The organism is Streptomyces sp. NPDC005962 (genome assembly GCF_040629205.1).
In the GTDB taxonomy this organism is placed as follows: Bacteria; Actinomycetota; Actinomycetes; order Streptomycetales; family Streptomycetaceae; genus Streptomyces.
In genome coordinates this window covers 549,308-570,909 of sequence record NZ_JBEXVE010000003.1, presented here as the reverse complement: position 1 = coordinate 570,909, position 21,602 = coordinate 549,308, and the positions used below count along the sequence as shown (strand labels likewise).

General features: G+C 66.8%; 13 protein-coding genes. 1 reads left to right on the top strand and 12 read right to left on the bottom strand.

Annotated elements, in window-relative coordinates; genetic code table 11:
- Positions 1–42: 42 nt before the first annotated feature.
- From ABZ370_RS08780 to ABZ370_RS08750, 7 genes are all read right to left on the bottom strand, one after another.
- Positions 43–483 carry a hypothetical protein gene (locus tag ABZ370_RS08780; RefSeq protein WP_358618334.1) on the bottom strand — a complete coding sequence of 147 codons (441 nt, stop codon included), beginning with the start codon at positions 481–483 and terminating at the stop codon, positions 43–45.
- A gap of 1,041 nt (positions 484–1,524) precedes the next feature.
- Positions 1,525–2,340 (bottom strand): immunity 49 family protein, encoded by an 816-nt coding sequence (locus ABZ370_RS08775; RefSeq protein ID WP_039941980.1) that lies wholly within the window; start codon positions 2,338–2,340, stop codon positions 1,525–1,527.
- 66 nt (positions 2,341–2,406) lie between these two features.
- Entirely contained in the window at positions 2,407–5,160 is a 2,754-nt protein-coding gene (locus tag ABZ370_RS08770; RefSeq protein ID WP_358618332.1) for a hypothetical protein, read from the bottom strand.
- A complete protein-coding gene (locus tag ABZ370_RS08765) occupies positions 5,157–5,543 on the bottom strand; it encodes a DUF6507 family protein (RefSeq protein WP_358618331.1) in 387 nt (128 codons plus the stop codon). The genes ABZ370_RS08770 and ABZ370_RS08765 overlap by 4 nt, the downstream gene beginning before the upstream one ends.
- 85 nt (positions 5,544–5,628) lie before the next feature.
- On the bottom strand, positions 5,629–7,050 hold the full coding sequence (locus ABZ370_RS08760) for a DUF6177 family protein (RefSeq protein ID WP_358618330.1): 1,422 nt from the start codon (positions 7,048–7,050) through the stop codon (positions 5,629–5,631).
- A gap of 1,503 nt (positions 7,051–8,553) precedes the next feature.
- Positions 8,554–8,691: a hypothetical protein gene (locus ABZ370_RS08755; protein ID WP_358618328.1), complete on the bottom strand. Its 138-nt coding sequence runs from the start codon at positions 8,689–8,691 to the stop codon at positions 8,554–8,556.
- Complete coding sequence (locus tag ABZ370_RS08750) at positions 8,688–9,659, bottom strand: hypothetical protein (protein ID WP_358618326.1); 972 nt, start codon at positions 9,657–9,659, stop codon at positions 8,688–8,690. Before ABZ370_RS08750 ends, ABZ370_RS08755 begins: the two co-directional genes overlap by 4 nt.
- A gap of 1,277 nt (positions 9,660–10,936) precedes the next feature.
- Between ABZ370_RS08750 and ABZ370_RS08745 the strand changes: the two genes are divergently transcribed.
- Entirely contained in the window at positions 10,937–11,254 is a 318-nt protein-coding gene (locus tag ABZ370_RS08745) for a transposase (RefSeq protein WP_358618324.1), read from the top strand.
- On the opposite strand, the gene ABZ370_RS08740 is transcribed toward ABZ370_RS08745, so the two are convergent.
- From ABZ370_RS08740 to ABZ370_RS08720, 5 genes are all read right to left on the bottom strand, one after another.
- Positions 11,196–11,660, bottom strand: a complete 465-nt coding sequence (locus tag ABZ370_RS08740; protein WP_358618322.1) for a hypothetical protein — start codon at positions 11,658–11,660, stop codon at positions 11,196–11,198. The two genes, ABZ370_RS08745 and ABZ370_RS08740, sit on opposite strands and share 59 nt — an antisense overlap.
- Positions 11,660–15,892, bottom strand: a complete 4,233-nt coding sequence (locus ABZ370_RS08735) for a DUF6531 domain-containing protein (protein WP_358618321.1) — start codon at positions 15,890–15,892, stop codon at positions 11,660–11,662. Before ABZ370_RS08735 ends, ABZ370_RS08740 begins: the two co-directional genes overlap by 1 nt.
- 19 nt (positions 15,893–15,911) lie before the next feature.
- Complete coding sequence (locus tag ABZ370_RS08730) at positions 15,912–16,208, bottom strand: WXG100 family type VII secretion target (protein WP_358618320.1); 297 nt, start codon at positions 16,206–16,208, stop codon at positions 15,912–15,914.
- Between the two features lie 9 nt (positions 16,209–16,217).
- The gene (locus tag ABZ370_RS08725; RefSeq protein WP_358618319.1) at positions 16,218–16,508 is read right to left on the bottom strand and encodes a hypothetical protein; all 291 of its coding nucleotides are present in this window, start codon (positions 16,506–16,508) and stop codon (positions 16,218–16,220) included.
- Positions 16,509–17,182: 674 nt separating this feature from the next.
- Positions 17,183–21,481: an FtsK/SpoIIIE domain-containing protein gene (locus ABZ370_RS08720; protein ID WP_358618317.1), complete on the bottom strand. Its 4,299-nt coding sequence runs from the start codon at positions 21,479–21,481 to the stop codon at positions 17,183–17,185.
- Between the last annotated feature and the right edge of the window lie 121 nt (positions 21,482–21,602).

Sequence of the window (21,602 nt, the reverse complement as noted above, 5' to 3'; positions counted from 1 at the left end):
AACTGCGGCGGATAGTTCTTCATGACCACGAGATGTCCGTTCTCAGATCCTCAGGATCCAGTGTCTCGTGTGTCCAGGATCAAGGGTCAAGGCCCCTTCCACCGGTGGGCGAAGAAGAAGCCCGAGTGCCACGACCCTCGCCGGGAGCAGTGCAAGGGTCCGTCGGGGCTTCTTCGTCTTGGGGGCACTGAGGTACGTGCCGCCCTCGGCTCGACGCTTCCATGCGCGATGTAGGCGGAGCGTGGACCGCTTGCCCGTGAAGGTGAAGTCGCGCGGCTGGAACGCCGTTACTTCGCCCCACCGCAGGCCGGTGCCGATCAGGGCATCGACCAGGTCGACGCCGTCGGGCTTCAGGTGCGCGCGGAGGAGTGCGTACTCCTCCGGTTCGAGGAAGACCTCTTCGTCTTCGGCCTCGTGCCCCTTCGGCAGACGCGTCTGCGCGCAGGGGTTGGAGTCACGCAGCGGCGGGTCGGCGGTTACCACGGGCTGGAGGACGCTGAAGAGCAGTCCGTGGAGGTTGGCGATGGTCTTCTTTCGCCGCAGTCAGGTCGTCAAAGCTCTCGCGCTGCCGCTTGCCCTCGCGAGCGCCGCCGGCGCGCCAGACGATCCCGTAGGACACCGCCCCGGACTGCTTCCTGTACGTCCTGATGCTTGCCACACCGGGCATCGCAAAAAGGAGGCGCGGGACAGTGCGTGTGGCAAATGTGAGGTGAAAACCCGGGCGAGACAGCGCCCGGGTTTCGTTTGCGCAGGCCAGAAGGATTCTGCCCGCGTAGCGCGTGGTGGGGCGGGTGGGACTCGAACCTAAACCGGTGACCCATCTCACCTGCGGTTTTGCTGGAGAACCGGACATCTCCATCCGATTCGATCCGGCTGAGTCCTCCTCGATCCCGCTCGATCCGGCGCGGTGAGGCATTTACCTCACCAACTGTCGGGCCCAGCGAGTCGCAGTGAGCGGACTGGATGGACGGACACTCCACTGTGGGTCACGCACCCCGCTCCCGGGCCGCCCGCGGCCGTCCGGGCCCCTTTCTGCGATGGCTGTTCGACACAGCCGACCACTAGGCGCCCGTCGACCCGACTCTGCTCCTGTCGACACCCACATCACCCTTCGCCGGAGCCGAGCTCACGGGGTCCGATCTGCGTCAAGTGCTCGACTACCTGGCAGGGCACGAACTCAGCAAATCCCTCGACGCCGGCCCCGCCACGCTGGCCATCTCCCCACAAGACGTCACCTGCGCCCTGTCCGGAGGAAGTGTGCAAGCCCACAACAACCAGCGGCGCACCGGCACCATCTACAACAACTTTCGCCGTGGCCGCCGGAGGGGCCGCCACTGTGCCCGCCGGACGACGGGCCGACCAGCGCACTCACGAGGCGGGAACTCAACGCTCACATCGGTGGTAGTGGCGGCCGCCTTGGGGCCAGTGTTGTCATCCATCCACGAATGGATCTCCTCGGCCGTCATCCCGTGGTAGGCATGTGGTATTTGAGTGGCACGAGTTCTGTGATCGGCCTTCCGTAGCTCAGGCATCGACCTCGCCGACCCAGCCGAACTGCAGAAGTTCTTTGGGCAGGTACTCGGAATCGACCTCGATCGAGAAGTCGTTGTCATAGGCCATGCATGCAATGGCGAGAGGGGCGAGGGCTACCAGCCCGTCACTGTTCAGGGATCGAGCCTCGTCGCCGGTCCAGTACTGCTTGTGCCAGGTGAGGAATTCGGCCAGCGAGGCATTGAATTCCTCGGCCTCCCCGCGGTTATAGAGTTGGAAAAGCTCGAGCGGCGGATAAAGAATCTTCAGCAACGTCTCTTCGTCAGCGATCCGGGCGGCCTGGGGGCTGGCGCCGTCAATCGCCTCGACCAGCGTGTTCCACATGTCGTCTGCCCGGCGGAACCAATAGCTCTGCAGGGCCTCCACCCAGCTGTAGACGTACTCGTCGAACATGGCGCCGGACTCACGGAGGAACGACACCGGCACCTGCATGAGCCGGGCGAGGCGCTCGTTGTCACGGCAGATCGTCGCCAGGTAGACCGCGGTGAGCCAAGCTCCGGCATGCGTGTAGGAGGTCGGCCCGGTCGCCGGGAGATGTTTTACTTCCCCGGCGATCCCGATGCGGCACGGCACAGGGCCTTCCGCCGCCACAGCCGAATCAAACAGCGCGGAGCCGACCTGCATGGCTGTGACCCACGCCTCCCACGTCTCCAACTTCGTTGCCTGGGGATCGGCCGCACAGCACGACATCGCCACGGTCAAGGTGGAGTCGAGAGCCCGGGAGCGGGACATCTCCGATTGCTCAAGACGTCCGATGACCCGCCTGGTGCTCTCCATGAGCGCTGCCATGTCCTCCTGGGTTGCCTGGGCTGGGAAGCCATGGCGGGGAACGCTCGTGACCACTGTTTCTCTCCTCTAGTAGATCTGAAGATGCTCCAGCACGGCACCATCGTAAGAGCCCCCGCTCTCCTTCCCCTTGACCAGGACGTACTGCAGCTTCCCGTCCTCGAGTGCGTCGAAGAGGGCATCCGCGAGTTCCCTGTCCTTTCCGCCTCGCTTCCACATCTCATGGAAGATCGTCTCGAGGTACGGCTTGGTGCCTTGCTTGACCATCATGTTCGCAGCAGGCCCGGCACCAAGTCGGGGAGGATTGAGATTCGCCTTCGGCCCCTTCTGCTCGACGACGAGATAATGGCCGTCATCGCCGAGCTTATAAAGGTCGTCGAGCATGTTGGCGCCATTAGGCGTCTTCGGAAGTCGAATCCATTCGGGGTTCCTGTCCCTGAACAACTCCGGGATGGCGTGGCGCCTGGACGCCTGCTCTCCAAGCTTCTCGGAGTGCTTGCTATTGTTAGGTACGTCACCGAGCTGATCATGATATGCATCCCGCGCAGTATCGAGAGCAACCTGATTCTCGACCGACGGATGCTCCTTGAATGCCGTTTCCGCGTTGGTGAGATCCACGCTCACCCTGCTGTTCTTCGCTGCCTCATTAAGCTTCGGAAGGTGCGCGGCGTCGGCGGAATCCGGCTTGAGCGGAGTCCGGCCGTGCCTGACTTCAGACGGTCCGTGCGGCAGATCGTACTTGGCTACCCAGCCGCCGCCGGAACGTTCCTTCAGGATGGGTAGCTCAACTCCGTCCACCTTTTTGGTCTTGCTCCAACGATGGCCGTCGCTGCCCCGGTAGTGCTCGTTGAACCACGCATCGTTGTTGTTTGCCAACCACACGTGCTTGTCTTGGAGCTTCTTCCGCTCGGCCGCTGTCAGCTCTCGCTCTCCGACGCTGCCGTGATCGCTTGTTCCGGTTCCCTCGTCCGTCTGGTGTGCGGGCACGTCCGCGTCATCGCCCGCGCGCCCCGCGTCCCCCGCCGCGTCGTCCGCGCCGTGAGCTGCGTCGTCGCCCTCGCGGGCCACGTCGTCCAGGCCCTCGGTGCCCGGGGTATCCGGGTGGCCGGAGCCAGGGAGACCGTTGTCGGCCGTCGAGCCGCCAGGGAGATCGCGGCCGCCACTTGTGGACGGCGTGTCCGTGTGACCGCCCCCACTTGCCCCGTCGTGCGCAGGCGTGTCAGGGCCGCTGCCAGGGTTATCGGTTGACGAGCCGTGGTGTCCGCCTGTGCTGCGCCCGGCGCCGCTGGAGGGGCCGTCGCCGTGCCCGCTGGTCGACGGGCCGTGGTGGCCGCCCGTGCTGTGCCCGTCGCCGTGGCCGCCTGAGGGGCCGCCGCCGTGCCGGCCGGCTGAAGGCTCATGGCGGGCGGAGGGGCCGTCGCCGGTGTGGGCGTGGGCGCGTGGTGGCTGGTGGTCCGCGCCGCCTCCGACCGTGGCCTTCTCGCGTTCCGGTGCTCTTTCGTGTGCGGGGTGGTCCTCGGGCAGGGACTGCTGGGGGTGGTCGCCTTCCTTCCTGGCGTCCTTGATGTCGTGGATGACCTCGCCGTTTTCCGCATGGCGGACGTTTCCGTCGTTGTCCAGGACCGTCGGAGGCCGGCCGTCCCCGTCCGGCAGGCGTACGCCCGTGTCGCGCGGGTGGGCCAGGTCGTCCGCGGCGTCCACGGTGCGGTCCAGGTGAGGTGCATCGCCCCAGTGCGGGAGGCCTTTGACCGCCGCCAGCACCTCAGAGGCTTTCGGGAGTGCGGCGCGAGCGGCCCTGGTGCCAGCGGTGACGGAATCGACGACCTTGGTGACCTTCGTGACCTCGGCCAGATGGGTGCCCTTGGCGGCCTTTCCGAGCTTGCCCGCCAGACCGAAGGGCGTGACGTTATAGAGGACCTGGCCTCCCGCGCGGACCGGGTCCTTGTCCCACTCGTCCCACGCCACGAAGCCCTTGAGGGACTCACGGAACGCCTTCTTCTGCGCGTTGTCGCCGTTGCCCCCGCCGATGGTCTTGGACATCGCCCACTCATACGGCCAGGCCGTGTACTGACCGAGGCCGCTGAAGGTATCCCCCAGCGCTCCCCAGGCCTCGGAGGCCTTGTCGCCTCCGTGCCAGCCGACCAGGGTGGCGAGCCCGTCGATGTCGCCGCCGAGGCCGTCGATCCCGAATCCCTTGGCCGCGCTGGCGCCCCAGTGGTCGAGCTCCCAGACCCGGTGGGTCTCCTTCTCCGGCGTACCCCAGGGCAGATCCTTCGCCTTGTCCAAATCACCGGCCCGGTACCCGTACGCGCCCCGTTTACCGGAACCATCGTCGACCGTGTAGTGGGTGGAGCCGAAGAAGCGGTCACCGATCTTGTTGGCCGCCCGGCGTTCGGCCGCCTGGAATGCCGCCACCGCGACGTTCACCTGGTGCAGCAGGCCGGAGTGCTCGGCGATCTTCTCCTCGTCATCCTTCCAGTGCTCATCGTCCTCGACCTTCTCGACGAAGGCCGCGGCCTGATGCTTGAGCCGCCGCAACTTGTTCTTGACGGGGCGGACTTCGTCGGCGTAGGCCGACAACGCTGCCGCGATCTTCTCCAGGTCGTCGGCGATGACATCGGACATGTCGCGCACCGGTGTCGTGGTGTCGAAGAGCTGCTGCGCCTCCGGGGCGTGGTAGACACCGGACAGACTCTGGAACTTGGAGTGGACATCCGACCCGGTCGTACGGAACTTCCCCGCCTGCCTCTTCAGCGCGGAGGCATCCTTCTCCAACTGCTCCAAATCGCCCTTGAACTGGGGAATGGCATGGGGGTCGATCATTTAGCGCCCTTCTTCCCCGGGCCGTCGGGATCGATGTAGGGCGCCTTGAGAGCCTCACCCTGCGCATTGGCCGCCATGTCCAACGCCCCCTTGTTGTACTCCTCCGTCGCATCCACCGCACCCTGCAACGACTTGTCCGCGCGGGCAACGATAAAGGCGAGGTCCGACTGCTGGGCCGAGGCGTACTGCCCCAGGGTCATGCCCACCAGACCGACCTCAGGCGTCTGGCTCTCGCCCCCGAAGTCCAGCGTCCCGGCCGCCTTCATCGCGCTCTCCAGATGAGAACTGATGGACTTCAGCTCGCCCTCGAAATGCCCGGCGGTGCGTCCGGCCTCCCCGACGATGCGGCCCACACCCGCCACATCGATGTTCCATTTCGCCATGATCCCCCCGGTTCCCCTCCGGAGCACGCCGGGTCGAACGTGCTCCCCTTGTTCCACTTATGTCCGCGGTGAACGGTCCTTTGGGCTATGCGTCCTGGCGGCGCAGATGCTCCAGGAGCGAACGCAACCTCGCCCAGTTGGACGGGGAGTCGGCCTCTCCCAGGCTGAAGTACCTGCCCGGTCGGCGTCGCGCTCCGATGGCCTGCGGCGGCTGCGGAGTCAGCGCCATGTCACTTCGGGCACCGACCCTTTGGGCTTCCTCCGCGCCGAGGGCCAAGGCTAGCGGGATGGGCGGCGTCTCGAAACTCGCCGGAGCGTTCACATCCCGCCGCCCGGTCCGCACATGAAACAGAGCCGAGCGAAGACCGTGATGGGAGGCCAGGTCATCGGCGAGACCGGCGAGTGCGTCAAACGGCGGCTCCTCGCCCTTGCCGAAGCCGATCCCGAGGTTGATGTCCTCTTCCACGCCGTCCGCGGTGCGCAGGATGTTCAGGGCGGCGATGGCCGGGCGTTCGGGCGCGCCGACGACCACCAGTCTGGTCGGCCGCGGAGCGCGCTCCCTCGCGAAGTCGGTGAGATTACGCCGGGACCACGGCAGACCGACCGGCTCGGCCGTGCCCCACGCGACCGGAGCAGCCCCCGCCAGATGCTGCCAGGCGGCCTCCAGCGCCCCGCCCAACAGCAAACCTTCCTGGGCCCGGTGGCAGGTGCGGATGGACAGCAGCAGCTGACGTTCATCCGGGTTGGGCACCGGGGCGAAAGCCGCCGCCGTGCCCGTTCCACCGGTCTCGCGGGAACTGTCCGGGACGGGGGCGAAGGAGTCGCCCTGCCAGCGCAGAACCGCCCCGGTCAGACCGTCGTAGTAACCCCCGGCCTCCTCCCGCACCACCCAACGCCCCTCAACTTCCGCCAGTGCGAGGCGGGCGGGGAGCGTCAGCAGCGTATGAGGCGGGGTGACGACCTGCGCCTGGCGCTCCTCAGCCACCGCGGAGAGCAGCGCATTGCCCAGCCACGAGGACAGCCCGAGAACCGGACGGTCCTGAAAAAGGACGGCCGCGGCGTCGGTCAGGACATCCACCGCGGGCTGTTCAGGATGGGGCGAAGGAGGAACCTGGGCGCCGCGGGTGTCGACGACGCCGATCCCCTCTCCCGCGGCCTCCCGCGGCCACAGCGCACCGCCGAGCAGGGCGACCAGGCGCCCGGCGGCCACCGAGGCAAGGCGCCGCGCCTGGTCCGTGGCGGCCGTCGCACGGACCTCCGTCCACCACACCGACTCGCCCAGCTGCTCCGCCCGCACACCGAGGAGACGCTGCGCTTCGTACGGCACAGCCAGCAACATCGGGGACTCGATGGAGACCAGCGGACGCCCCTCGTCATCAGCAAGCTGCACCACAGCCCCCTCGCCGAGGGCCTGCAACCGCAGATCAGGTCCACCCGACAGCAGAGCGGCCGCGACGGTCCGCGGATCCGGCAGCTGCTTGGTGAGGGCAATGACGTCCTTGGTCATGTTGCGGCCCCATGGCTGCCGGACTGTCCGGGCCAGGGGCTGCGGCAGGCGATGCCGCTCGCGTCGAATTTCATAGGACCGCCCCCCGTCACGAAACCGCACCGCATGCACTCAAGCCCTTCTCCGGAGCGGTGCCTCCCCCGGAGCCCCACCTCACCATAGATCACAGCGCGTCAAGAAGAGGAACCCTTAAGGCGTATCTGCAGGTGAGACCAAGGGGCGGACCTCCGCACCACCCCGCGCGGGGCCCGTGTCCGCGCGGTGAGCCAGTCGCGGTCGACCAAGGCATCGACAAGCTCGACGGCGTCAGCCTTGAGGTGCGCACGGAGGAGCGCGTGCCCCTCCGGCGCAACGAAGACCTCTTCCTCTTCGGCCTCGCCCCCCTTGGCAGGCGCGTGCGCGCAAGGGTTGGCGTCGCGCAGCTGTCCGTAGAGGTTGGCGACGGTCTTCGACGCGCAGGCACGTCGCACGGTACCGGGCTCGTCATGCGCTCCCGGACGCCTCTACTCGTCCATGACCGTTCCCGGCATCGACGGGTGAGGACGGCCCTGCATCGGAGGACACGGTGGCGGGACCGCGGACAAGCTGTCGTCAGGCTTCGGCCACGTTCAGCAGCAGCATGTGTTGATGGGATTCGGCAGCAGCTGGCGACCCCAAGGCCGCATCCGCCACGTCACTGGCCGCGCTGCAGGGTCCAGCGATGGGAGATCGAGAACACCCTCGACAAGATCAAGACCCACCAGGGTGAGCCCCGGTCGCTGCCACTGAGGAGCTGGCGTACGACCTCCAGCAGCTCAGCCGCGCCGCAGTCGTCGGCGAGCACACCCGCGGCGGCGCACATCCGTGCAAAGGCTGGACCGTACACCCACACCTGGAAGCCACCGTCCCAGTCGGCCGCGCCATCAACCCCGTCTCCAGCACAAACTGGGAGGGCACCGGTGTACAGCCGGACATCCCTTGCACCCCTGCCGACTCCCTCGACCGCACGCACACTCACCGACAGCGCAAAGCCGAAAGGGCTGGGTTCGCTTGCCGCGGCCGTGGGAGCATCAACCACGGATCTCACCCAGGTATCGACCCAAAACCCAGGTCACAAGAGGGTCGGAGGATCGGCCGGGCCACACAGGCGTGCGTTTGCCTCACCGACCTGAGGCAATTGCCTCACGCAACCCGCCTCTCTGATCGCGTTTGCGCAGGTCAGATCGATTTTCTAGGTGGGGCGGGTGGGACTCGAACCTAAACCGGTGACCCATCTCACCTGCGGTTTTGCCGGAGAATCGGACATCTCCATCCCATTCGATCCCGCTGAGTCCTCCTCGATCCCGCTCGATCCGGCACGGTGAGGCATTCACCTCACAGACTCTCGGGGCCGCAGCGCGTCGCTGTGAGCGGACTGGGTCGACGCGAGGGTAGCCCCAAGTGGTCCGAGACATTCCATGACCGAGAAGTCCTTGAGCAGGTCCTGAATCGTCACAGTTCAGCCCCCCCTCGCACAAAGCGGATCTACACGGCACGCGGGTGCCAGATCAGCTGGGACACGTCGATACCGCCCGGCACCTTCGACGCCTTCGCCGCGCCGTGCCACAGCAGGACGGCCGGAACAGGGGTCTGGCACGGCGCGAACGGGGTCTCAGCGATCACGAAGTCGCGCAGGATCTGGCAGCCGCAGTTCGCCTCCAGGCCGTACAGGTCGGACTCGCGACCCTGCCGACCAGTACACCGGAGCACCCGGCCGTACGGTCGCACCCGCCGCCGCACACGTAGTGCTTACCCTCGCAGAACAGGTTGAGGTCGAGGGTGATCGTGTCGACGGAGTCGGTGCCGTGCAGGGACGCCAGCCACTCGCGGTTGGCGGTCGTGTACTCGGACTTCGAGACGGGCTGAATGGTCATGTGCGTCTCTCCATGGACGCTGCGGTCCGAATCCGCACACCGCCCACGCAGGCGATGCCGTCCACGAAGTTCAGCGGCGTGGTCCTCCAAATATGGGTCTGGAACTACCGGGCGGCGGAGTCGCTGAACTCCGGGATCAGGACCGCGGCGCTTGGCCATATCCAGCCCGGCCGGACCGGGCTGCCGTACGGGTCGGGCCGCGCCCGGCCGGTGCGCCGGCGGGGGCCGTGGCACCGGAGTGGGGACCTCACCGAACAGCTCCGGTCGACGCGCCCGCAGAGCCTCGGCTGCCGACTGGATCTGCAACTCGTCCGGGTCCTCGTCGTCCACTGCCAGCAGACGCTCCGCGTCCACCAGGTCAACACCCTCCGCGCCGAGCGCCACCGCAGCCGCCCGCCGAAGCGCCGCCCGCTCCCGCTCAGCAGCAAGCTCCTCACGGCAAGCAGCTTGCAACTCCCGCTCCGCCGCTGCTTGCTCTCGGCGGTCCACCTCCGACAGCGCGGCCTGTTCCGCCTCACGCTGGGCCATGATGAATTCGGTGAGCGACTTCGGCGAGTCGAAGCCAAGCTGGGACAACAGCCGTTTGATTGCAGCACGTTCACCCTGCGCCTTCTCACGGGTGAGCACCTTGCCCAGCCGGTCCGGGGTGAACGTGACCTGCTGCTTGTGACCACTGTCCGCGACGTCGTCAAGCTGGTCATTCGTCTCGTCCTCCACAGAGGCACCGAGAATCGGGTAGATCGGCCGCGCGTCACGGCGAAAGCCCACGGGACGGCGGGGCGACAAGGGCAGGACCGTACAACTCCTCAAGGCGCACCCCCGCGCTGACGATCAGTGTAGACAGCTTGTCGGCACCAGTTGGAGGCCGAATTGCCGTGCTCAATTCCCGAACGGGCCACCCGCCGGGCTCTCTACGCGTAATCTGACCTCGTGCCACGGCATGTGTGCCCTCCACCACCCACGTTCCCGGACACCGGGTCCGGGGCGATTCAGAGGAGGCAACCATGCAACGGTACTTAAGGAAGCTGGTCGAAAAGCTCGGACGACGCGAACTGGCCCTCATCGGGGTTAATGCGGTTGCTTCAGCAACGGCGACCCTGCTGGCGGACGCGCTCTTCTAGCTGACGACCGCGGCGGTGATAGCACCGCGGTCGCCAGCCGCTGGAAGGCCACTCCCCAGGGAGCCCTGCTCTGCACTCGGAGCAGGGCTCCACTGTGTGCACCGAGCACGGCTTGATCATGTCCTGGACAAGGTGGTCAGACCGTTGGCGGTCGGCCCCATCTCGACCAGTCGCGTGGCGGGCGCAACTGACTCTTATGACTTGCAGGGTAGACGATCCGAGGAGCCGCTCGTTGGGTTTTATGTGTCATCACCGTAAGAACGGCCCTGATCAGCAAGCATGCCCCCACGCGGGCGGGGTTGGTCCCGACCATCAGTACGCGCAGCAGGTCATCGCTGAGTGGTACCCACCTACGATAGATAGTAGGTGCCTAGTACTCCAGTCTGGTTTCGCGATCCTGCGCGGGACCGGCTGGGAACGGGTACGGCCACCGCGTGATCATCAGAGCCTGTGTCGACTGCTGAAGATCGTGCTGTGGCCGTAGGTCATAGCGTAAACCCTGCCCGCTAACGGGCGATGTCCGGCCAGGTCATGGCCCAGATCGCGGGCCGGTTCAGGCGGGTGGAGCCCCGGGCCGCGGGCCCGCCTACGAGGGGGTGGGGTGGAGGAAGTAGCTCTGACTGTCCGACGGGTTGAACCAGCCCTCCCACTGCAAGGGGTGCTGGATGGCCCAGGCGCCCGCGTCGGCGTCCCCTTGAGAAACGTCGACGTACAGGTCGGTGGCGTTGTTGCGGAGTACGGTCAGGTTCGGGTATCACGGGTTCGGATGCTGCAGGATGAAGTTCCGGGAGTCCCGCCGGTGGGGCTTGACCCCTGATCTTGGACACACGAGACACTGGATCCTGAGGATCTGAGAACGGACATCTCGTGGTCATGAAGAACTATCCGCCGGAGTTCAAAGCGGACGCGGTCGCGCTGTACCAGTCGCGGCCCGAGGCGACGATCAGGCTCGCTGCCGATCTGGGGATCAATCCCGAGACCGCTCGGGGAGGCTGGGCGTGGGGCTGCTCATGGCGGCGACGAACGTGTATGGCGCATTTGCTGGTGCTGTCGTCGCCGATCCGTTCGGTGCGGGTTTCGACGGTGCTGCCGGCCGCCGCTATCGGCGACTACGAGCGTCGCGCGGCCTCGCTTACTCCGGAATCCATTCGAGAAGCGCGGGGATATGGTGATGGTCGTTTGACTCCATAGTCATGATCACCCTCTTCCCGCAAGCCTCGCCGACCTCGCTCATGAAATCTGCTACGGAGTGAAAGGAATCTGCATCCTCGACATCGGCCGGATCAAAGGTGAACTCGATCTCATCGGCTTGGAAGAAGTAGCATGAGAACCAGACGTTCCCAAATCTGGTGGAAAATCTGGCGCTCTCTTCCGGGTTCGACGCGAGCGCAGAAAGCAACTCTCCCGCATTGCTTTGGAGGTCAACTGGAACCTGTGGGAGCGTCGTCGAGAAATGCGTATCAGCCGCAGACCGGTGAAGACGTGCGATGACCTTGCTCCAGTCATCCTCTGACGTATCCAGGACGCATACATCCCGGAGTGCGCCGTCCGGTTCAAACATGTCGCTGTCGTAGATCATTGTCGCCCTTGCGTCCATTACAGGAATCCTTCAAAATTCAGGGACCCTCCCCGCAGGCTCCATCTCGCACCCCATCCATCGGTTATTCGAACGTCGCGCACAATGCCGCCATAATGGGTGGCGGCGGGGCGGATCGTCGTTCTCGCGGAGGGATTGGTGAGGATCTCTTCAATCATCTCCTCGGCAACCTGCGAGCGCTCGCTGTTCGTGAGTTGGCCGAAATCGTAGAGATCGACGTGCGCCTGTCCTCGCTTGGCGATGTTACCCGGACTGGGATCGCCGTGCTTCTGGAGCGCGCGCCCGGCGGCCGTCAGTTGCCCCTTGGTGCTTGCCGTGGCTGTCGAGAAGAGGTCATCCACTGGTGCGTTGATACACGGCGAAAGTCCGAGGGGGTCGATCTCGCGGTGCGGATTCGCTACGTATCCGCGTGGGTTCGGCGCGGGTTCCAGACCCAGGGGATCCGTAGTGATGTACCGGCCCGATGCCGGGTCGTAGTAGCGGTGGAAATTGTAGTGGAGGCCGGTTTCGGGGTCGAAGTACTGGCCCGGGAAGCGGAGTGGGGTGTAGGCGGCGCTGTCGGCTGTCCAGGTGGTGGTGCCCCAGAGGGTGGAGCGGGTGTGCCAAGCGATGGTGCCTGATTCGTCGACGAGTTCGGTGGGGGTGCCGACCAAGTCGGTGACAACGGCGAAGAAGCGGGCGTCGATTTCGCGCTGGGTGGTGTCCTCGGTGATGCGTTCCGTCTGAGCCACCGGGTACAGGCCGTCGTGGTCCCAGGTGAGGGTGACGGGGCGGGGGAGGTCCGGTGTGGTGGTGGTCTGTTCGATGAGGATGGAGCCGTCCCAGGTGAAATCGGTCTCGTCCTGGACGGTATCGCTGTCGGCCGCGAGGCGTTGTTTGGCGGTGCGGCGGCCGAAGGGGTCGTAGAGGTAGCGCCACACCGTGCCGTCGGGGGTGGTGACGCTGGTGAGGCGGTCTTCGGCGTCCCACGTGTAGTGCCAGGTGTCGGGTTTCTTCGAGAGGCGCGTCTTCTGGCGGAGGGTGAGGCGGCCTGCGTCGTCGTATTGATAGCGAAAGGCGCCGGCGCGGGTGATGCGGGCGCCGGTGTAGGTGCGGGGACCGGTGGCTTCCTGTGGCGCACCGTTGGTGGGCCAGGTGGCTTGGGTTTGGTTGCCTGCCTCGTCGTAGGCGTACGTCTCGGTCCAGCCGTTCGCCCGGACTGTTGTCACGCGGCCTGCCGCGTCCAGGTCGAAGGTCCTCGGACCGCTCAGACGATCGTTCACCGCGGTGACGTTGCCGTCGGCGCGGTAGGTGTAGACGCGGTGTTGGATGGGAGACGCGTCGGACGCGCCCGTCAGGGAATGTTCGGTCAGACGGCCCAGCGGGTCCCAGACGTTGGTGACGGTGAGCGTGTCGCCGATCCGGCGCGTTGTCTCGCGGCCCGTGGCGTCGTGTTCGGAGGCCAGAGTGTGGCCGCCCGCAGTCAGCGACGTGCGGTTGCCCGCCGCGTCGTACGCGTACGTCGTCGTCGCGCCCGTCGGGGTGACGCGGCGGGTTCGGCGCCCCAAAGGGTCATACGAATGGGCGAGTACGCGGCCGTTCACCATCTCGGACTGGATCCGGCCCAGGCGGTCGTGCTGATAGACCACTTCCGTTTCGGGGCCGGTGACTGTGGTCAGGCGGCCTGCCGGGTCGTAGGTGAAGGAAGTCACCTGGTCTTCGGCGCTCTTGCGGGTGATCTGGCCTAGCGTGTTGTGTTCGTACGTGACGCTCTGGCCCAGGGGATTGGTGCGACGGATCAATTGGGCGGCCGCGTCATGTTCGTACGTGACCGTGCGGTCGTCGAAGTCCGTCTCGGAGGTTAGGCGGCCAGCGGGGTCGTACTCGTACGACCAGGTCAGGCCCTGCGGGTTGGTGACCTGGGTGAGGCGCAGGGAGGCGTCGTGTTGGAACTCGTAGCGGACGCCGTCCGGGCCGGTGCGGGCCGCGAGCAGGTCGAAGTGCGTGTACTCGAAGACGGTGGTGTCGCCCATGGCGTCGGTGTGGGTGGTGCAGTTGCCTTCGCCGTCGTACGTCCACCACTCCTGTGAGCCGTCCGCCGCCGTGCGGCTGGTCAGCTTGCCTTCCACCGACCAGGTCAGGTGGGTCGTGGCGCCGAGCGGGTCGATGATGGTCACTGGGCGGCCGAAGGCATCTCGGTGGTACGTCGTCGTCGCGCCGAGCGGGTCGGTGATCTCGATGGGCAGGCCCGCCTCGTCGCAGCCGACGCGGGTGGTGTGGCCGAGGGCATCAGTGACGGCTGACAGGTGGCCGAGGGTGTCGTAAGTGTAGTAGGTGGTGTGGCCTTCCGGGTCGGTGGCTGAAGTGCGGCGGCCTGCCTCGTCGTAGGTCTGGTGCCAGGTGACGCCGTCCGGGCCGGTCAGGGTGATGGGTAGGCCGAGGTCGTTGTAGGCGGCGGTGGAACGGGGGCCGTCGGGTCTCGCTATCGCCGTGAGGTGGCCGGACTCGTCGTACTCGTACGTTGTGGTGTGGCCCACCGGATCGGAGCGGGACAGAACCCGGTCGAAGCGGTCGTATTCGGTGCGGACGGTGTGGCCGAGCGGGTCGGTTTCCGCCACGACCTGGCGGCGTTCGTTGACCAGGTACCGGCTGACCGAACCCTCCGTCGTGGTGACCGTGGTAACGCGGTGGCCGGGCTGCTCCGCCGCCCCGTCATAGGCAATCCGCAGGGATACGTGACCTGCCTCACCGCTTTGAGCGACGCAGCGGTCCAGCTCGTCGTAGACGTAGTCGAAGCGGTGATCGCTGGTGTCCGTCCAGGAGACGATCCGCCGCCGGTCGTCGTAGGCGAAGCGCAGCGGAAGGCCGCTGGAGTTGATGACCTCCGTGAGGTTTCCGTCGGTGTAGCCGTAGCGGACCAGTTCCTGGTCGATGCCTTCCGCGCCCGCGCGCGCCAGATGGAGAGCGGTGATCCGGCTGTCCGCCGTGGTCAGCTTCAGCTCGTAGCCCCCGCTGTGCGCGATCCGGACCGGTGTGCCGTCGGAGTCGTACTCGAATGTGATCCGCTGGCCGCGGCGATCCGATATCTGCTCCAGTCGTGCGATGCCGTCGCCGTCGACTTCCGGACCGGTGAATTGGCGGGTACGGCCGGTCTCCGGATCGGTGAGGGTGTACTCGCCGTTCGCGTCCCGCTCCAGCGGCCAGCGGGGACCCGACTCGGGGAGCGTGGGGACGCCGGGGGCCGGGTGCGGGTAGGCCAGCAGCAGGCCGTCCTCGCTGACGAAGACGGCGCCCTCTGCGTCGATCTCGAGCCTCTGGTCGGCCGTGCTGATCCAGGACGGGCCGAACCAACGCCCGGTCGTATGGCTGGAGTCGTAGCCCCGGGTGAAGACCAGCGGCAGCAAGCTCGGGAGCGTCACGTCGGTCGCGGTGAGGGTGACGTAGCCCGTCGCGACGTCGACCGGGTCACCACAGTGTGTACGGGTCTCTCTCGGTCGGCTGTTGATCCGGGGTTCGGTGACCAGCGTGCGGGCCGAGTTCGTTCCGCCGCCATTGAGTCGTGTCCCGGCGGCTGTCGCCAGGTTTCTGCCTCCCGCGCCAGGGCCGGGGAGAACCCCTCGCAGGCCGGGCGCACCGCTGCCCCTCGGTGCCGCCACGCGTATGGCCTGCGCGCAGCTGGCCTCGGCTTCGCTTGCGACCCGTGCGGCTGCACGGACCATCTGTACCGCGGCTTGCCGTTCCTGTTCCGCTTGCCCGGCGTAGCTGCCGATCTGGACGGCCATCTGGCGGATTTCAGGTCGCTGGTATTGGCTGAGCTGCCCTGCGGTCGCCCGGTTCAGGCCGCGCCAGAGGCCGCTTCCGGAGGGGGTCACCGGCACCAGTGAGTAGAACTGCTGTACCGCCGCTTTGTACTGGCTGTCCGCCTGCAGTCCCCGGCTCAGTGCGATCCGGGACTGGATCTTGGCCTGTTCCAGATTTTCCGCGTACGCGGCAAGGGCGTTGCCGCAGTTTTGGTGGGCCGGGCCTAAGCGCGCTGCCTGGTCGGGAAGTTCGGCGAGCCTCCGCAGGAATCGTGGGGCGTAGTCGCCCTGCATGCGGAGGTCGCCACTGTTGGCCACAACCTGGTGGAGCCGGTTGGTGTGCTGCTCGGCGTGCTCTGCTTCACGCTTCAGCCGTGCCGCGAGGGCCCGGATCTGTGTGGGGTCGCCCGGGACGGGGTCTCCCGCCAGGTCCAGAACTCTCCAGTCCTCCATGTCTGCGGTCCAGGCCAGGTCAGCTGCCGGCGCCCCCGGCGAGACGGGCATCCAACTCCTGGTGGGACCGTACGACGTCGCTCAGATAGGCGGCCATGCCTTCCAGGCCCTGGAGCATGTTCTGGGCGCCGCTGGTCCACTGCTGGTAAGAGTCCTGGAACTTGCCGGACGCCAGTTGAGTGCGGAACTCGCTGGTCACCAACTGGTCGATCATTGACTTGAGAGACTGGAGCTGTCCGCTCATCTCGCTCTGCCCGGTCTTCAACTGCCCGGCTGCACGGGTCACACCGTCGTAGCCGACATTCACATCCGTCATCATGGCCCCTTACGTCTCCGTAGCACGGTCAGCGAATGCCTTGTCCAGGTCGAGCGTGCCCTCCGCCAGCCCGGTGAACAACCCTGCTGTCGAGCCGACCGCGGCGATCAACTCGGCTCGGGTCATGGTGACGGCCTGAACGAATTCGATCAGCGCCACCTCGATCACCCTGGAATCCGTCATTCCTGCAGCACCCTCCAGAGGGTGCGACAGCGAGAGCCTCATATCGGAGCGCATGCGCGTCAACTCCCTGGCCACAACCTCGGCTTCCTGCGGATCACAGGCGAACTCCCCAGCCATCGACTCGTGACCTCCCCCGTGAGACCTTTACTTGATGACACCGCTGGATAACCTGCCGTCAGACTAGCGCGCGTGGCGCCGACAGGCGAGCGATTCCGATAGGAGCGCGGTTTGGGGGACGAATTCCCAGGGGGCCACAACGGCTGGTGGGGGGGGGTAAGCCACCAAATTCAAGATCCTTTCTGTCCAGCGCATTCTCACGCGATAGCACTGCCGGGAAGCCTGACGTCAGATAGCTTACAAATTAAGGCTGTTGACGCAATCCCTTGGGGCGTATGGCCAGTGGAGGGGCAAGCTCCCGAACGCCGCAACGGCTTGCGGCGGGACGGTACCGGCTGGTCAGCGTGCTGAGTCGGGTGCGGCCAGTACAAGGGCAGCAGGGTCGGAGTCGAAGACGTCGGCTGGGGTCTCGCCGGTGGAGCGGATCAGGGGCGACCACATGGAGGCAGTGCTAGAAGGGCAGGAACGCGCTGCTGCCCTTGAAGTCCACCAGTACGAGATTGACTCGTCGGGCCGGTTGGCCGACAGCAGGGAGGTCACCAAGGTTTGCAGCAGGATGCACGCCAGTTCGTGACCGGGTCCCGAACCTGCCCGCAGCGGATTCCCATACAGGCGCATTGAAGCCCCACCCGGATTACCGGTGCGGAGGCCTTGCCAAGCCCAGGCACTCCTGATCACGCCAGGCGCTCGGGCATTACCAGTTGCAAGAGGACCACTGTTTGACCGGTTGCGAGGTAACCCCGCCCAGGTGGCCCGCTGAAGTACTGGTCGGGCTCCAGCGCGAAGGTGTGGGCCACTGCCGTAGGGCGCCCGGAGGGGGTGAGCAGGATCCGGTTCCCCGTGGCCACGATGGTGTTGAGCAGGCGGGCGAGAGTGCTCGGGAAGCCGGTGAGGATGGGGCCGGCGTCGGCGGTGATGACGAGAGCCTGTCGGCCTCGTGCCGAAGGGCGGGCGATATCGTCGAACAGAGTGGGGGCCTCGGTGAACCCTTGCTGGGTTGGCAGCACCGTGGTGTGGTCGGCGTCGTCGATGACCACAGCGTAGGGACCGTCGCCGAAAGCCGCGGCGGCGTCGCGGAGGTCGGTGTCCTTGTGCGAGATGCCTGTGACGACTCGTACGCCTGCGTCGTCCGGGAGCAGGTTGGGCAGGGCGGATCGGGGTGGGGCCACGGCGAGCACGCCGATTCCGGCTCGCCGCAGTACGTGGGCGAGTACGGCGGCGGAGGTGGTACGGCCGGATCCGGGTGGTCCGGAGATCAGCAGCAGATGGCTCCCGGAGATCAGGTCGATGCCGATCACGGCGTGGTCGGGTCCGCCGATGCCAAGGGGGATCCACGTGGGTGATGGCGGCGGGTGGGGCAGAGCCAGTTCATTGACGGTCACTTGCGCGGGCAGGGAGGGGAACTGCTGTGGCAGGCGGGCGGGTTCGGTATCGCCGGTCTGGGCCGTGATGAGGGCGTCGGGAGACTGGGTCACTCGACAGATCTGCACGTGGCGACCGGTGGCGGCGTCGATCGCGCGGCCGGGCAGGACCGGCGGGCTGGTCATCCGGGACGCCAGGTGGGCGCGGCGGGTCTCTTCCTTGGGGAAGGGCAGCAGCAGGCGCCGGGTGTAGAGGGTGGGGAGTTTGTGGTTGAGCATGTCCTGCCCGCCGAGCGGCACGATGTGCACGCCCAGGGGGGTTCCCGCCGCGATGATGCCGCGGAGCGTGGTCAGCAGTGAGGTCTCGGTGAACGCGGGGTCGCTGTGGTCTTCGAAGTGCTCCCAGCCGTCGACGACGACCACGATGTGCGCGCGAGACACGGTGCCGTCCGTCGGGCTGGTCGCGCGGCGGTGGACTTCCCGGTCGAGCCAGGTGATCAGACCACGGATGCGGTCGGGTTCGGCCGGTGAGAAGACGCCGCCGCAGTGGGGCAGCCCGGCATAGGCGGACAGCCCGGCGGGGTGGTGCTCGATGACGTACAGGTGGGCCTCATCGGGCCGGAACCTGGTGGCGAGGCTGGTGATCAGGGTCCGGGCGAAGGTGGTGCGGCCGGATTGGGGCCCGCCGGCGACCAGCAGCCGGTCAGCGCCCGCGAGATCCAGGAAGTCGGCGGGCTGCGCCTGGTCCTTGGGTTCGTCCGCCAGGCCGAACGGCACGGCGGACGCGGGAGGTGCGGCGGTCTGGACTCGCGCGAGGTCCTCCATCGTCACGGTGACCGGCAGGGGCGGCAGCAGGGGCCGGAAGGGGGCGGTCCGCCCGCTCCGGCGGGCGGCTTCCTCGATCGCGGCGATGACCAGGTCCTGGTCGGTGGGCGCGTTGTTGCGGGTGGTCTGACCGGCGGTGCGGGGCGCGCCGAAATCGGCCCATCGCAGGGTGCGGACGGCAGCGGGCTGAGCGGTGCCGGAGGGCGGCGCGGCGCCAAGGTATCCGGACTGGAACGTCTGGGGGACGCGGGTCTCGTCGGTGGTGCAGAGGATCATGCCGCGGCCGCGCAGGGACCCGGGGATGGCGGATGCGTCGGGCACGCCCAGGACCTCGGTGCTGTCGGCGGGTTCGTTCTGCCGCAGGCTGATGCGCAGCGAGATGTTGTTCTTCATCTCGGGTGACAGCTTGCCCTGCAGGGACTGGGTGGCCAGTACCAGGTGCATGCCGAGCGAACGCCCCTTGGCAGCGACGTTGACCAGTTCCTTGAGGAAGTCCGGAGAGGTCTCCAGTACGCGGGCGAACTCGTCGAAGACCATGACCAGGCGCGGCAGCGGCGGCATGGACGGGTCGGAGCGGCGCTTCTGCCAGTATCTGTCGATCTCCCCGTCGTGCCGGGCCAGCAGAAACTCGCGGCGGCTCACCTCGGCGCGTACGGAGGCCAGCACCCGGTCGGCAGCGGCGGAGTCGAAGACGTCGGCGGGGGTCTCGCCGGTGGAGCGTATGAGGGCGACCACATGGGGGCAGTGCTGGAAGGGCAGGAACGCGCTGCCGCCCTTGAAGTCCACCAGTACGAGGCTGAGTTCATCGGGCCGGTTGGCGAGCAGCAGGGACGTGACCAGTGTCTGCAGCAGGATGCTCTTGCCCGCTCCGGTGGCCCCGCCGAGCATGGTGTGCGGGCCTTGACGGGCCAGGTCGACGGTTACCGGGCCGCCGGCGTCAGTGCCGAGCGCGACACGGGTGAGCGGTCCTTGCCCGTGGTTCCAGAGGGCGAGGACATCTGCGGCGGTCGGCCTGCCAATGTCCAGCAGGTCGAGGAAGCGCACATAGCGGGGGATGGCGTTGAGCGCCGAGCCGAGGGTGAGCCGGTCACGCATCGGGGCCAGGGCACGGGCCAGTCGCTCGGCGGCTGACTTCTCGAGCGCGTCAGGTGTGGCCGTGACGGGGTCGTCGTCAGGTGTGCGGGTGAGGCTCAGGGTGTCGGTGCCCATCTCGCACAGGCCGCGGCACTCGTTCATGCCGCGCCGGTCGGCGCACACCAGGTAGACCCCGACCGATGGGCCGTCGCGCAGCACCTCGCCCATGCCGGGTAGTTCCCGCAGCGCCAACGCGCCGTCCAGAACGACGACGACTTCCTCGTCGAACTGGGCAGTGGAGGAGGCACGGCGCTGTGTCTGCCGCGCGGCAATGAGCTTTCTCAGCTCCTGTACACGGGCAGCGCGCGTCGCATCTGTGTTGCCGATCCAGCAGGAATTGGCGGCCGTTGGCCCGGCATCAAGGTGCGGAAGCCACCGGGCCCACATCAAGCCATCGTGCCCGTTGGCAGTGATGAGCACGATGCGCAGGTCGTTGGGGCCACGCAGAGTGGCCAGTTGCGCCAGCAGCCACCGCAGGAGCGTCTGCGTCTGCCTGCTGTCTCCGACGACCCCCAGCACGCCAGTGGTTCGCAGATCTACCGTGACGGGCGCATCGCGCAGCGTGGGATCCTTGAAGCCCGCCCAGGGCTCGCCACGTACGGTGACCGATGCCGGCAGGTCAGCGATGCCGACCCGCAACACCAGTCCGTTCGGGGAATCGCTCCTGCGTGGCCAAAGATCCGGTCGCGCCCCGGTGGCCATCTCAGCGATTTCAGAAGGGTCGGGGGCCAGCAGCAGGCGTACGCGCTGCTCCTCGGCGAGGTGCGTGTCGATCTTCTGCCGTGCGGCTTGCCTCGTCCTGGCGAGAACCGCCTTACGCTCTTTGCGTTGTTTCGTCCGGATGCTGTCCATCAGCCCATATCCAATTAAACTGATCCCGCCAAAGACGACCATGAGCATTCGGTCTGTCAGAATACCCACCCCGATGGCCCCCAAGATGGCCACCAGGGCGACGATCTCCATCGCATCTGAATTCGCGGACTCTTCCTGCTGCACCGGTAAGGTCACTTCGGTACTCGGAACGGCTGGGGCCGGGGCGAACGCCCGGTCGAAGTCCAGCCGCCCATCCGCTGACCGCGTGCTCCGCAGCACCCCTGCTGGCAGGGGAGTCCACTCCAGCTCGTCGGAACCCGTCTGCAGCACGCTTCCAGCCGACAGAGCCGCGCGATCGGTAACCCTGACCCCGTCGACGTAGGTGCCATTGGTCGACCCCCGGTCAACGACAACGGCCTGACCGTCCGGGGAAACTTCCAACCTGGCGTGGCCCCTGCGCGAGACATCGGGGTCCCGCAGGCACACCTCCGCGCTGGAGCTCCTGGCTACCGCATGCGTCCCTGGGGTCAGGGCAAAACTGAGGCCGACGTCCGGACCGGCTATCACCTGCAGGACGCCCGCCGTCTGCCTGGATACAGGGCGAAACACCGGCCCGGGCGCGCCCACACTGATCACCGACCCAGGCGACAAAGGGCTGTCGCCCACGGTTTTCTGAGGATCCAGGGCAACGCCCCCGACGAAACACCTTCTCCCGCCCACTGGGATCGGCATCGTCAAGGATTCCAGCAAAGAGCCCACACTGCTTTCCAGCGCAGTAACCACCTCGATATCCTGGTGTATCGAAGTGTCAATATCTTGAACAGTCAGCCTCAGAATCATGCCCGCCCCCGCTCAGCCTTGTTACCGAACAGCCGACCAATCCCACTCAATCAAAGGTCAAATCCTCCACTTGCCCCCGGGCGTGAGATGCCACACGCGGCGTTTATCTCCGCAAAGATGG